This is a genomic window from Thermomonas paludicola (genome assembly GCF_024498955.1).
Classification (GTDB): domain Bacteria; phylum Pseudomonadota; class Gammaproteobacteria; order Xanthomonadales; family Xanthomonadaceae; genus Thermomonas; species Thermomonas paludicola.
This window is the reverse complement of the sequence record NZ_CP093311.1, coordinates 2,116,019-2,128,942: the sequence shown is the minus strand read 5'-3', so window position 1 is coordinate 2,128,942 and position 12,924 is coordinate 2,116,019. Positions and strand designations below refer to the sequence as shown.

The window sequence follows — 12,924 nt, the reverse complement described above, 5'->3', positions numbered from 1 at the left end:
GGCTTTTGTTCCGGGTTGGTAGCTCAGTCGGTAGAGCATCGGACTTTTAATCCGCTGGTCCTGGGTTCGATTCCCAGCCAACCCACCATTGCCTTTCAGCCAGTCAGCCTCGCATTCGGTCTCAACCCGCTGGTCCTGGGTTCGATTCCCAGCCAACCTACCATTGCCTTTCAGCCAGTCAGCCTCGCATTCGGTCCCAATCCGCTGGTTGATGGTTCCGGAAATTTGGCATGTCGCAGTGAGGCTGGCGAATGCGCTGGGTGCTTGGTGCCTGATAAAATCATGGGATGCCATGGGGATGGCGATGACCGGGGAATTTCATGAAGAAGTGGATGGCGGCAACGCTGACGATGGGCTTGCTATGGTGCAACTTGGCCTTTGCCCAGGCCAAGGATGTCAGTGAACTGCCGTGGGTCGAGGGGCCGACGAATGGGCAGGTGGGTGCCAATGCCAAGATCCGGGTGCCGGAGGGATACGCCTTTCTCGGGCCGGAGGGCGCGCGTGAGTTCAATCGGCTGACCGAAAATCCGGACTCCGGCGTCGATGAATATGTGCTGGCCAAGAACGATTTGTCGTGGGTCGCGTTTTTCTCATTCGACCCGGTCGGATATGTGAAGGACGACGACAAGCTCGACGCCGACGATTTGTTGAAGTCGGTCACCGAGGGTACTGAAGCCTCCAACGAAGAGCGCAAGAAAAACGGCTGGGATTCGATCCATGTCACCGGTTGGGCATTCAAGCCGCAATACGACAGCGGGATCAAGTCGCTGGAGTGGGCGTTCCGGTTGAAGGGTGAACATTCCTCTGGCGAAAGCATCAACTACAACACCCGCCTGTTGGGTCGGCGCGGCGTGATGCAGGTGCTGTTGGTCACCGGGCCGGACAAACTGCAGGCCTCGGTTGCCGACTTCAAAAGCAAGCTTCCCGGTTTCAACTTCAAGGATGGCGATCGCTATGCCGATTTCCGTTCCGGCGATCACGTGGCCGAGTACGGCCTTGCTGCGCTGGTCACCGGTGGCGCGGCTGCAGTGGCTGCCAAGAAGGGGGTGTTCGCCGCGATCGGCATCTTCCTGCTGAAAATGTGGAAGCTGGTGATGGTGGGGCTTGCCGCCATGGCAGCGGGAATTCGCAAATTCTTCGGCGGCAAGGGCGCAAAGTCCTGAACCTGCCGACTGCCGAGGGCCTGCTGCTGCCGGCGATCGCGGCGTTTTACCTGTTCGATGCCGGAATGCTGCTGTATGCCGACGAGGTCGTGTTCACCAGGCCGGCGCGGCGCTGGGCCGCGGCGCTGGGCGATGGGGCGACATGGGGCGGGCGCTTCCTGGGCTTCCCTGCCTTGTTGTCGCCCGGTGCGCCGGTGTTCCGCCTGGCTTGGGAAGTGCGTGCGGAGAATGCGCAGCGGCCTGAGTTGGAGGCCGTGTTGCGCGCTGTTCGGCCGTTGCGCTGGCTGGCCTGGTTGCTCGCGATTGCACTGTTCGGACTGGTGCCGCTGGCGCTTGCGATGCACTGGTCACCGATATGGCTGCTGGGCCTGCTGGCGCTGATTTATTTGCCGACGCTGATCGCGATGCTGTGGTTGTTGCGCTGTCGCGCGACGCTGGGGCTATCGCGCCGGGACATGGCCTCCATGGGCTTTGATGTCCTTGCCTGCCCGCCGTTTGCGCTCAACCTGGTGCGTCGCGTCACCCTGCGCTGCGGGTTGGCGCAATCGGCGGATGTGTTTGCCGATGCCGTGCTGGATCCGGTGTCGCGGGCGCGGCTGCAACGCGCATGGGAGGCAAGGCGTGCGTTGCTTGCCGATGACGATGTGCAAGGAGATGCGGAATGACGTGGGTGGAAATGGCATCCATTGCCGCCGGGCTGGGCATCGGCTACTGGCTGGTTACCGTGTTCACCCATCGGCCCGACGATGCGGACATTGAAATGCCGCCGCCGGATGCAGTGGAGGAAACGTCGGACGCGCGCCCCTGGCACGAGGTGCTGGAGGTGTCCGAATGGGCGTCAGACGAGGAGGTGACGGCGGCGTATCGCGCCAGGATCACGCAATACCATCCGGACAAGGTCGCCACGCTGGGTGCCGAAATTCGCGCATTGGCCGCACTCAAGGCGCGCGAGATCAACGACGCCTACAGGAACGCCCGCCGCCGGCATTGAGCTGTGGGCTGATACCAAAACGGCACCTTGCGGTGTCGTTTTTCCATTGCAACCCGGATGGCTTATTGCAGCAGCGAGCGCAGCATCCACGCGTATTTCTCGTGGGTTTGCAGCCGCTGGGTCAGCAAGTCTTCGGTGGGCGCATCGTCGGCCTTGCCTGCGATGTCCAGCACCCTGCGCGCGGTGCGGCACGCAGCCTCGTTGCCTTCCACCAGTTGTTGCACCATGTCATGCCAAGCCAGTGCCGTGGTCATGCCGGGTTCTTCCTTGATCGAGCTCAGGCTGGCGAATTCGGCATAGCTGCCGGGGGCGTTGAAGCCCAGTGCGCGGATGCGTTCCGCGATGCCGTCCAGGGCGGTCCATTGCTCGGTGTACTGCGCCTCGAACATGGTATGCAGGGCATTGAACATCGGCCCGGTGACGTTCCAGTGGAAGTTGTGGGTTTTCAGGTAGAGGGTGTAGGCATCCGCCAGGAAATGCGACAGGCCGGTCGCGATCTTTTCGCGATCGTGGGCGCCAATGCCGATATCGACGCCATGATCGCCGGGTGCGGCTTTGGACGCTTTGGCTGCCTTGCTGGTGGCTTTTTGCTTGGACATGGCGAACTCCTGTGCACGCTTTCGGGGGACTTGCGGCGACAATACGCGGATTCTGCGTCTGCCTGAAATCGGAACTTTCGCTTGCTCTCATCCATGGGGCCTATCCAGCCAAATCACAAGCCGGCTGCGCCCGGCCCGGCCCGGCGCGCCATCGACGGCGCGCTGACCCGCGACCGCGGCCGCCTGCTCGGGCTGTGGTTGAAGTGGAACGCCAAGCCGGACGATGCCGGCCTGCGCGACGCCTTCCTCGGCAAGTTGCAGGCCTCGGTGGCCGAACGCGAGCGCCGCGCCGCCGCGCTGCCGGCCGCGCACGTGGACGAGGCGCTGCCGATCGCCGCGCACGCCGACGAGATCGTCGGCCTGATCCGCGCCCACCAGGTGGTAGTGATCGCTGGTGAAACCGGCAGCGGCAAGACCACCCAGCTGCCCAAGCTGTGCCTGCTGGCCGGGCGCGGGGCGGCCGGCATGGTCGGCTGCACCCAGCCGCGCCGGATCGCCGCGCGCTCGGTGGCGCGGCGCGTGGCCGAGGAGCTGCAGGTGCCGTTGGGCGGCACGGTCGGCTTCCAGGTCCGCTTCAACGACGCGGTCAGCGAGCAGACCGCGATCAAGTTCATGACCGACGGCATCCTGCTGGCGGAAATCCAGACCGACCGCTGGCTGTCGAAGTACGACACCCTGATCATCGACGAGGCGCACGAGCGCAGCCTCAACATCGACTTCCTGCTGGGCTACCTCAAGCAGCTGCTGCCGAAGCGGCCGGACCTGAAGCTGGTGGTGACCTCGGCCACCATCGACACCGGCCGCTTCGCCGCGCATTTCGGCGATGCACCGGTGGTGAGCGTGGAGGGGCGCGGCTACCCGGTGGAGATGCGCTACCGGCCGCTGGGTGAGCCGGCGCGTGCCGGCGGACAACTTGTCCGCCGCGCCGGCGAACGCCCGGCCACGGATGGCCGGGCAGGGCGATCCGAAGGCGGCGAAGTTTCGCCACGGATGGCAGCGGAATCGTTGGAAGGAGCGGGCGAGCGCACGATCGTCGACGGCATCGTCGCCGCCTGCGACGAGATCATGCGCGACAAGGGCATGGGCGACACCCTGATCTTCCTGCCCGGCGAGCGCGAGATCCGCGAGGCCCACCAGGCGCTGGAGAAGCGCAAGTACCGCCACACCGAAGTGCTGCCGCTGTACGCGCGGCTGTCCGCGAAGGATCAGGACCGCGTGTTCCATCCGGGCCCGCAGCGGCGGATCGTGCTGGCCACCAACGTGGCCGAGACCTCGCTGACGGTGCCGCGCATCCACTACGTGGTCGACCCCGGCGTGGCGCGGGTCAAGCGCTACAGCCCGCGCCAGAAGCTCGATCGCCTGCATATCGAGGACGTCTCGCAGGCCAGCGCCAACCAGCGTGCCGGCCGCTGCGGCCGCATCGCGCCGGGCACCTGCATCCGCCTGTATTCCGAAGCCGATTTCGCCTCGCGCGCGGAATTCACCGATCCGGAAATCCGCCGCGCCGCATTGGCCGGGGTGATCCTGCGGATGCTGACGCTGGGTCTGGGTGACATCGAACAGTTCCCGTTCCTGGAGCCGCCGGACGCGCGCGCGGTGGCCGATGGCTGGCAGCAGCTGGGCGAACTCGGTGCGGTGGACGCGAACCGCAAGCTCACCGCGATCGGCCGGACGATGGCGAAGCTGCCGGTGGACGTGAAGCTGGCGCGGATGCTGGTGGCCGCCCACGCGCACGGCGTGCTGCGCGAGATGCTGGTGATCGCCAGCTTCCTCGGCATCCAGGACCCGCGCGAGCGCCCGGCCGACGCCCGCGCCGCCGCCGATGCCGCGCACGCGCAGTTCGCCGACGCGAAATCCGAGTTCGTCGGCATCCTGAAGCTGTGGCAGGGCTACCGCACCGCGCACGAGGACTTGACCCAGTCGCAGCTGCGCAAATGGGCCGACAAGCACTTCCTCGGCTTCCTGCGGCTGCGCGAATGGTGGGAGCTGCACCGGCAGCTGAAGCTGCAGTGCGAGGCGCCGTGGGAAATGGTGTCGGGGACAGAATCTGCTCAGCGAAGGGGAGGGTTGGGGAGGGGTGCTCCCGTTGCACCGCACGGTACTCAAGCAACCCCCTCCCAGCCTCCCCCTGCTGCGCAAGGAGAGGAGACAAGCGCCGCCGCATTTGCCGCGATCCACCGCGCGTTGATCGCCGGCCTGCCCACACAGCTGGGCCATCGCGGCGAAAAAGGCCTCTACGACGGCCCGCGAGGCCGCAAGTTCCAGCTGTTCCCGGGCTCGAAGCTGGCGTCGAAGCCGCCGCCGTGGCTGCTGTCGGCCACGCTGCTGGACACCGAGAAGGTGTGGGCGATCACCAACGCCGCCATCGAGCCGGACTGGGCGATCGCCGAGCTGCCGCACCTGCTGGCGCGCCGCCACCACGACCCGCACTGGTCGCGCGCGCAGGGCCGCGTGCTGGGCAGCGAGCAGATCAGCCTGTTCGGGCTGGTGCTGGCGCCGAAGAAGCCGGTCCACTACGGCGCGCTGTTCCCCGAGGAGAGTCGCGTGATCTTCGTGCGCGAGGCGCTGCTCACCGGCGAGATCAACACCCGCAGCACTTTCCTGCCCCGCAACCTGCGCACGCTGGAACTGGCGCAGCAGGAGGAAGCCAAGCAGCGCCGCGTCGGCCTGGTGGTGGACGAGGACTGGCAGGCGCGCTGGTACCTGGACCGGCTGCCGCCGCACGTGCACAACGCGCAGGCGCTGGATGCGTGGTTCGGCAAATTGTCGAAGGACGAGAAGGCCGCGCTGGAGTGGTCGCGCGATGACCTGCTGGTGGCCGACCAGGCCGACGCGGCGCGCTTCCCGGCCTACATCGCGCTGGGCGAGGCGCGGCTGGCGGTGCAGTACCGCTTCGAACCGGGCGCGCCGGACGACGGCATGACGGTGGCGGTGCCGCTGCACCTGCTCAACGCGCTGGATGCCGCCCGCCTGTCGTGGCTGGCGCCGGGCTTCGTGGAAGACAAGGCGACGGCGCTGATCAAGTCGCTGCCGAAGGCGCTGCGGCGCAATTTCGTGCCGGCGCCGGACTTCGCCCGTGCCTTCGCGGAAGCGTTCGCGCAGCCGGACGCCGACAGCATCGAGGGAGCGCTGGCGCGCTTTCTGAAGAAGCTCTCCGGCGTGGCGGTGGCTGCGACCGATTTCGATGCGGCCGTGATCGAGCCGCACCTGCGCGCCAATCTGCGCCTGCTGGACGGCAAGGCGGTGCTGGCCGAATCGCGCGACCTCGACGACCTGCGCGCCCGTTTCGGCGAACGCGCTGCAAGGGCCTTCGCGCGCCACGCTGCGCAGGGCATGGCGCAGGCGGGACTGACCGCGTTCCCCGACACGCCGATCCCCGTGTCGGTGCCCGGCGCTGGCGGCGTGCCGGCCTATCCCGCCTTGCAGGACGACGGCGACAGCGTGTCGCTGGCCCTGCACGCGCAGCGCGAGGAAGCCGAACGCCGGCATCCGCAGGGCGTGCGCCGGCTCTTGGCCATCGCGCTGGCCGACAAGCTGAAGCAGGCGCGCCGGCAGCTGCCGGTGCAGCCGAAGATCTCGCTGCTGCATGCGGCGATCGAGTCGGCGGAAAGCGGGTCAGCGTCACTTTCCCTTCGCCACGGCGCCAAGGCCGCGAGACAGGGCTGGAAGAGCGATGCGGACACCGCATCGCGGGATCGCCTGCGCGCCGATCTGGTGGACGGCGCGTTCGATTCGCTCACCGCAGATGGCCTGCTCGCCGTGCGCGATGCGGACGCCTTCGCGCAGCGCCGCGACGCCATCGCCAAGGCTCTGTTCGGCGAGGCCATGCAGCGGCTGCGGCAGGCGGAGGCCATCCTCGGCCTGGTCGCGGAGGTGCGCGCCAAGCTCGAATCGAAGCTGATCGGCTGGGCCCGCGCCAACCTCGACGACATGCAGGCGCAGCTGGCCGCGCTGGCCGCGCCCGGGTTCCTGCGCGACACGCCGGCCGCCGCGCTGGCGGAGTACCCGCGCTGGCTGAAGGCGCTGTCGCTGCGCGCCGAACGCGCCCAGCGCGACCCGGTGCGCGACCAGCAGCGGATGTTGGATCTCGCGCCGTTCCTGGCCGCGTTGGAAGCAGCCGATCCGGGCGATCCCGGGGCGCAGGCGCTGCGCTGGGACCTGGAGGAACTGCGGGTCTCGCTGTTCGCGCAGGAGCTGGGGGCGAAGGGCGGGGTGTCGCCGAAGCGGCTGGCGGCACGGATGGAACGCTTGCGTTCCACCGGTGGTCGCGGCTGATTGCTGGCCGCTTCATGCGCGTCCCGCTACTGTAGTTGCATGTCCGTTACCGCCATCGCCAACATCAGCTGGGACGACGCCTTGGCGCGCCTGCCGAAGGACGCGCTGCCCGCGTCGCTGGCCGCGTTCTGGCGCGCCCGCGCCGAGGCCGGCGCGCCGATGCGCGACCGCGCCGACGTGCTCGCCGACGCTTTGTCCATCCTTGCCTCGCTCAATGCCGATGCCGAGGTGCGGGCCGCCACGCTGCTGGATGCGCTGATCGACATCGAAGCGCTGGCGGTCGAGGCGCAGATCCAAGTGCCGGAGCGCCTGCATGTGTTGCTGGAAGGCCAGCGCGCCGCCAGCCGGGTGTGGGCGCTGCACCGCAGCCATGGCGGTGGCCGCAACCCCGAGGGCATGCGCCGCCTGCTGCTGGCGCTGGTGCGCGACCTGCGGGTGGTTCCCATCGTGCTGGCGCGCCAGCTCTCGCGCATGCGCGCGGCGTGGCGGCTGCCGGCAGACGAGCAGGCCGCGTTGGCGCGGATGACCCGCGACATCCATGCCCCGCTGGCCAACCGGCTGGGCATCTGGCAATTGAAGTGGGAGCTGGAGGATCTGGCATTCCGCGTGCTGGAGCCGGACGCCTACCTGCGCATCGCGCAATCGATGGATGACGATCGCGTCGGCCGCGAACGCTTCATCCAGATGGTGATGGCGAGGCTGCGCGATGTGCTGGCGGAAAATGGCATCGCCGCCGATGTGGCGGGGCGTCCCAAGCACATCTACAGCATCTGGAAAAAGATGCAGCGCAAGGCGCTGCCGATCGAAGAACTGTACGACCTGCGCGCGCTGCGCGTGCTGGTTGCCGATGTCCCAACCTGCTATGCGGTGTTGGGGCTGGTGCACGCCCTGTGGCCGCCGGTCCCCAGCGAATTCGACGACTACATCGCCCGCCCCAAGACCAATGGCTACCGCTCGCTGCATACCGCGGTGATCGGGCCGGAAGGCAAGACCTTCGAGGTGCAGATCCGCACCCGCGACATGCACGCGCAGTCCGAGCTCGGCGTGGCCGCGCATTGGCGCTACAAGGAAGGCAGCAGCGCCGGCGGGGCGGCGATGGACAAGCGCATCGCGTGGATGCGCAAGCTGCTGGAGCAGGCGGCGGAGGCGGCTGGCGAGGGTGAGGCCAGCCCGCTGCAGGGGATCGACAGCGATCTGGTCGAAGATCGCGTGTATGCGCTGACACCCAAGGGCGAGGTGATCGACTTGCCGCAGGGCGGCACCGTGCTGGATTTCGCCTATGCGATCCACAGCATGGTGGGGCATCGTTGCCGGGGGGCCAAGGTCGATGGCCGCATCGTGCCGTTGACCTACGCGCTGCACACCGGCGAACGCGTGGAAATCCTGACGGGCAAGACCGCCGAGCCCCGTCGCGACTGGCTGCAGGCCAGCAGCGGCTTCCTTGCCAGCAGTCGTTCGCGCGACAAGGTGCGCGCCTGGTTCAACAAGCTTGATCGCGAGCGCAACCTGCAGGCCGGGCGCGAGCTGCTGGATCGCGATTTGCGCCGGATGGGGTTGCTGCACGCCGACTTGCAGCCGGTATTGGGCAAGTTCAACGCGACCCATGTCGATGAATTGCTGGTGCTGGTGGCGCTGGGCGACGTTGGCCCCAGTCAGGTCGGCCGGGCGCTGCTGGAGCTGGAGCGTGAGCGTCAGGAGCCGTTGCCGGCGGCTACCGCACCGGCAAGGCCGCCGGCAGCCAGCGCGCCGGGCGCAGGTGCGGTGACGGTGCAGGGCGTGGACAACCTGCTGGCGCAAGTGGCGCGCTGTTGCCAACCGCTGCCGGGCGAGCGGATTGCCGGCTACCTGACGCGTTCACGCGGGGTCAGCGTGCATCGCCCCGACTGCGCCGCCTTCCTGCGGTTGGCGGGCAAGGAGCCGGCGCGGGTGCTGCCGGTGGAATGGGGCACGCGCCGCAGCGGCCAGGAAGTGGCGATCCGTATCGAAGCGGTGGATCGCAAGTGGCTGCTCAAGGACATCACCACCTTGGTGGCGCAGCTTGGCGTGCACGTGCTCAACCTGCACTCGGAACAGACGCGCGGTGGCTATGGCCGCGTGCGCGTGCAATTGCAGGTGCGCATTGCTGATTTCGGGCAGCTGGGGCTGCTGTTGGCGCGCCTGGAATCCTTGCCCGGCGTGGACTCCGCGCGACGCGCATGAATCGCCTGCGGCCTGGCGCGGCCGTCCGCCAGCGCTGGCAGGTGCTGCCGCAGCGACGGCGCCTGTTCGCGTTGGTCGTGCTCGCGGCGTTGGTGCTGTCGATGCTGGGCGTCATGGTCTTTCGCGATGCGCTCGGCCGCTGGCTGTGGCCGGATCCGCGCTACGACGCCCTGCGTCAGCGCGCGGAGCTGGCACTGCGTGATGGGCGCTTGACCGCGGCCGATGGCAGCGGTGCGCGCGAGCTGTTCGAAGCCGCACTGGCGCTGCAACCCGACCAGCTGGATGCACGCGAGGGCATGCAGCGGGTGGCGCTGGCGGCGTTGGCACGTGCCGAGCGGTTCACGCGCGATGGCCGCCTCGCGCAGGCGCAATCCGCCCTGCGGCTGGCGCGCGAGCTGCAGGCACCCGCTGCGCGCGCCGATGCGCTGGATGTGCGGCTGCATGCATTGCAAGCCCCCATCGTGGACGTCGATGCACTGCTGGCGCGTGCGCAGGCGGTGCTTGCCGGTGGCCATCTGGACGATGGCCCCGATGCGGCGCTGCCGCTGTACCGGCAAGTGCTGCAGGTGCGGCCGCGCAACCAGCGTGCGCTGGAAGGGCGCGAGGATGCACTGGAAGCACTGTTGAAGCCGGCGGAGATGGCGCTGGCGCGCGGTGAATTAATGCAGGTGTCCGCACTCTTGGAGCGTGCGCAGGCATTCGATCCGGGCTTCCCCGCACTGCCGGCGCTGCGCGATGGGTTGGCGCAGGCGCTGGCGCGACGCGAGCGGCAGATTCATCGCCTGTTGGCGCATGGACAGGTGGAGCGGGCCGCGCGCGAATGCCAGGACATCGATGGCATCGAAGGCGCAGCGCAAACGGGCGTTTGCGGCGCGGCGCTGGGCGATGCCGTGCTGGTGGCGGCGAACGCGAGGATCGCCGACTTCCGTTTTGGCGAGGCAGACCGGTTGTTGTCGATGGCGCGCACGGCGGGCGTGGCCGCTGACCGCTTGCAGCAGGTGCAGGCGCATCTGCGCCAGGCCCGGCGCAGCGCCGGGCGGCTGCCGCCGGTCGCCACGCCGCACACGCGGGCGCAGCTGGCCAACGCGCTGGCGTTGGCGGATCAGGCACAGCGGCGCGGGCACTGGCTGACGCCACCGGGGGAGAGTGCTTGGGATCGTCTGCGTGAAGCGCGCGCACTGGCCCCGCACGACCCGAAGGTGCGGCAGGCGTCGGATGCGATGCTGGTCGCGGCACGCGATTGCCAGCGCCGCGCCCTCCGCGACAATGCGCTTGGGCATGCGCTGGAATGCCTGGATGCCTGGCGGCTGCTCGCGCCGACGGATGCTGGCCTTCTGCCGGCGCAGCGGCGTCTGGCGGAGCGCTGGCTGGCGGTGGGCGATGAGCGCCTGCGCGGTGGCGATGTGCGCGGCGCACGCGAAGCGCTGGCCCGCGCGCGTCAGGTGGATGCGGGCGTCCCCGGCATTGATGCGCTGGCGCAGCGGCTGGCGCACATCGGGCCGGGCCTGAACTAGACGGGTGCGCCGAGGAACAGGCGGCGAACCGTATCGCGCGCGGCATCGGCGCAGAAATGCCGCGCCACGTTGGCGCGGCCGTTCGCGGCAAGTCGTTGCCACAGCGCGGCATCGTCATGCAGGCGCAACACCGCTTGCGCGAAGTCCTCAGCACGCTCTGCCACCAGCGCATCCTCGTCGGCGCGCACGTGCATGCCTTCCACGGCACAAGCAGTGGCCACCACCGGCAGCCCGTGTGCCATCGCCTGATTGACCTTGCCCTTCACGCCAGCGCCATAGCGCAGCGGCGCCACGGACACGCGGCAATGTTCAAGCCACGGTTGCAGGTCGGGCTGGTGGCCGTGCATGTGTACGCCATCGACTTCGGCGAATCGTGAAATGGATTCCGGCACATCGCTGCCGATGCAATGGAACTCGATATCCGGTTGCGCGGCGCGGATCAGCGGGAAGACCGCCTCCACGAACCAGCGCACTGCATCCACGTTGGGTGGGTGGCGGAAGCCGCCGACAAACAGCAGGCCGCGACGTGCCGTGAAGTCCGGGCCGGGCGGCCCAAGCCGGTGCAGGTTGGACACGACCTCCACGCGCGTGCCAGGCGCGTCCCGCGCAAGCAATTCGCGCTCGGCTGCACTCACCACCAGAGTGGCGTCGGCCGCCGCGACCAGCGCCAGCTCCTGCGCCCGGGTGCGCATGGCGGCGCGCAGGGCGGCGGCATCGCCATGCAGCTGCGCCGCGCGCTGCTGGCGCAGGTAGTGCAGGTCCACGGTGTCGAACAGCAAGCGCGCTTGCGGCGCGAACTTGCGCAGCAGCGGGAACATCTCGCTGGCGATGTAATGGCGGCTGACCATCGCGGCGTGAAAGCGCGGGCCATGTTCGCGCAGCCATGCCGGAAAGCGCGATGCATGCGGGGCATGCCAGCATTCCACGCCCATGGCCTGCAAGGCGTGGGTGTACCCGCCATCGGCGCGACGATTGGCCGGCAGGAACACCACGTGCGCGCCTTCTTCCAGCAACAATCGCATCAGCTCCAGCAGGCGCACCGAACCCGAGTCGCGATCCGGTTGCGGGGTGAGCGCGTCGATGATCAGGATCTGTCGTTGCCGGCGATGCAGCAGCGCGGGCGTGGGAACCGTGGCGGGCGGCAGGTGCCCGGCCAGCACGGCGCGCCATTTCGCCGCAAACACCGATTGGTTGCGCTGCTGCGCCGCTTTCGGGCCGGTCGCGGTGTCGGTGCCGGCGGTCGCGCCTTCGGCGTGCACCACCACGGCATCGGGCTGGTACAGCACCCGCAGTCCGCGCTGGCGAACGGCGAAGGCGAGGTCGGTGTCTTCGTAATACGCTGGTGCGTAACGCGGGTCGAAGCCGCCCAGTTGTTCGAACACGGCGCGAGGAATGGCGATGGCGGCGCCGCTGAGGTAGTCGGCATCGCGCAGATAGCCATAGCGGCAATGTGCCGGGTCGTCGAAGCGGCCATGGTTCCAGCCGCTGCCGTCGGCAAACACGACGCCACCGGCTTCCTGCAGGCGACCATCGGGATACAGCAGCTTCGCCCCCACCATGCCGGCATCGGGGCACTGCGCGAATGTCGCCAGCAGCGCGTCCAGCCAGCCTGGCTGCGGCACCGTGTCGTTGTTGAGGAATATCAGGCAGTCGCCGCGCGCCAATGCGGCGCCGTCATTGCAGGCGGCGATGAAGCCGCCGTTTTGCGCGCGCGCATGAATCCGCAGCTGGCCGATCTCGCGGAGCTTGGCAAGCGAGTCGTCCGGCGATGCGTCGTCCACCACGATGACTTCGAACGGGGCTTGCGGCGGGTGTTCGGCCAGCGCGCGCAGGCAGGCCAGGGTATGCGCAAACGCACCGTGCACCGGGATCACGATGCTGGCGCGAGGTGCGCTTGCGGCACGCAAGCTGAACGGCGAAAACGGCGCGGGTACGGGTGCATAGGGCGCGGCAACCGGGATCGGGCTGCGCCGCAGTTGCAGCAGCAGGCGGTGCCAGGTGGCGGCCGCGCCGCGCGTGCGCAGGCTGGCCCAGCCACGCCGCCAGCCACCCAGGGCGCGCAGGAACCAGAAGCGCGCTTCGGCGGAGACGGGCATGCGGGCACAACTCCTGCACGAAAAGAGGGAACTCCCGCACATGGGCGCAACCGCGGCTGCGCTAGACTCGGGGCTGAACTCATTGTC

At 68.5% G+C, this 12,924-nt stretch carries 8 protein-coding genes and 1 tRNA gene; 7 read left to right on the top strand and 2 right to left on the bottom strand.

Features of this window, described 5'->3' with window-relative positions; translation table 11 throughout:
• The first annotated feature begins 12 nt into the window (after nt 1-12).
• The 4 genes from LIW09_RS09975 (at nt 13) to LIW09_RS09960 (ending at nt 2,154) form a co-directional block, all read left to right on the top strand.
• Nucleotides 13-88, top strand: a tRNA-Lys gene (locus LIW09_RS09975).
• Nucleotides 89-320: 232 nt separating this feature from the next.
• Nucleotides 321-1,163, top strand: a complete 843-nt coding sequence (locus LIW09_RS09970; RefSeq protein WP_256645474.1) for a DUF2167 domain-containing protein — start codon at nt 321-323, stop codon at nt 1,161-1,163.
• A gap of 65 nt (nt 1,164-1,228) precedes the next feature.
• A complete protein-coding gene (locus LIW09_RS09965) occupies nt 1,229-1,828 on the top strand; it encodes a hypothetical protein (RefSeq protein ID WP_256645473.1) in 600 nt (199 codons plus the stop codon).
• Nucleotides 1,825-2,154, top strand: coding sequence for a J domain-containing protein (locus LIW09_RS09960; protein WP_256645472.1), 330 nt, complete (start codon nt 1,825-1,827; stop codon nt 2,152-2,154). The genes LIW09_RS09965 and LIW09_RS09960 overlap by 4 nt, the downstream gene beginning before the upstream one ends.
• Nucleotides 2,155-2,216: 62 nt before the next feature.
• On the opposite strand, the gene LIW09_RS09955 is transcribed toward LIW09_RS09960, so the two are convergent.
• Entirely contained in the window at nt 2,217-2,753 is a 537-nt protein-coding gene (locus LIW09_RS09955) for a Dps family protein (protein WP_256645471.1), read from the bottom strand.
• A gap of 93 nt (nt 2,754-2,846) precedes the next feature.
• On the opposite strand from LIW09_RS09955, the gene LIW09_RS09950 reads away from it, so the two are divergent.
• Genes LIW09_RS09950 through LIW09_RS09940 form a run of 3 tightly spaced genes read left to right on the top strand, consistent with a single transcriptional unit; the run spans nt 2,847 to nt 10,741 of the window.
• Nucleotides 2,847-7,028 (top strand): DUF3418 domain-containing protein, encoded by a 4,182-nt coding sequence (locus tag LIW09_RS09950; RefSeq protein WP_256645470.1) that lies wholly within the window; start codon nt 2,847-2,849, stop codon nt 7,026-7,028.
• A gap of 39 nt (nt 7,029-7,067) precedes the next feature.
• The gene (locus LIW09_RS09945; protein ID WP_256645469.1) at nt 7,068-9,227 is read left to right on the top strand and encodes a RelA/SpoT family protein; all 2,160 of its coding nucleotides are present in this window, start codon (nt 7,068-7,070) and stop codon (nt 9,225-9,227) included.
• A complete protein-coding gene (locus LIW09_RS09940; RefSeq protein WP_256645468.1) occupies nt 9,224-10,741 on the top strand; it encodes a hypothetical protein in 1,518 nt (505 codons plus the stop codon). Before LIW09_RS09945 ends, LIW09_RS09940 begins: the two co-directional genes overlap by 4 nt.
• Here the strand turns inward: LIW09_RS09940 and LIW09_RS09935 are convergent.
• Nucleotides 10,738-12,837, bottom strand: a complete 2,100-nt coding sequence (locus LIW09_RS09935) for a glycosyltransferase (protein ID WP_256645467.1) — start codon at nt 12,835-12,837, stop codon at nt 10,738-10,740. The two genes, LIW09_RS09940 and LIW09_RS09935, sit on opposite strands and share 4 nt — an antisense overlap.
• Nucleotides 12,838-12,924: the final 87 nt, after the last annotated feature.

Excerpts from the sequence above, each read along its gene's own strand:
- LIW09_RS09935 (WP_256645467.1), bottom strand. The coding sequence starts at position 12,837 with ATGCCCGTCTCCGCCGAAGCGCGCTTCTGGTTCCTGCGCGCCCTGGGT.
- LIW09_RS09965 (WP_256645473.1), top strand. The coding sequence starts at position 1,229 with ATGCTGCTGTATGCCGACGAGGTCGTGTTCACCAGGCCGGCGCGGCGC.
- LIW09_RS09955 (WP_256645471.1), bottom strand. The coding sequence starts at position 2,753 with ATGTCCAAGCAAAAAGCCACCAGCAAGGCAGCCAAAGCGTCCAAAGCC.
- LIW09_RS09970 (WP_256645474.1), top strand. The coding sequence starts at position 321 with ATGAAGAAGTGGATGGCGGCAACGCTGACGATGGGCTTGCTATGGTGC.
- LIW09_RS09950 (WP_256645470.1), top strand. The coding sequence starts at position 2,847 with ATGGGGCCTATCCAGCCAAATCACAAGCCGGCTGCGCCCGGCCCGGCC.
- LIW09_RS09945 (WP_256645469.1), top strand. The coding sequence starts at position 7,068 with ATGTCCGTTACCGCCATCGCCAACATCAGCTGGGACGACGCCTTGGCG.
- LIW09_RS09940 (WP_256645468.1), top strand. The coding sequence starts at position 9,224 with ATGAATCGCCTGCGGCCTGGCGCGGCCGTCCGCCAGCGCTGGCAGGTG.
- LIW09_RS09960 (WP_256645472.1), top strand. The coding sequence starts at position 1,825 with ATGACGTGGGTGGAAATGGCATCCATTGCCGCCGGGCTGGGCATCGGC.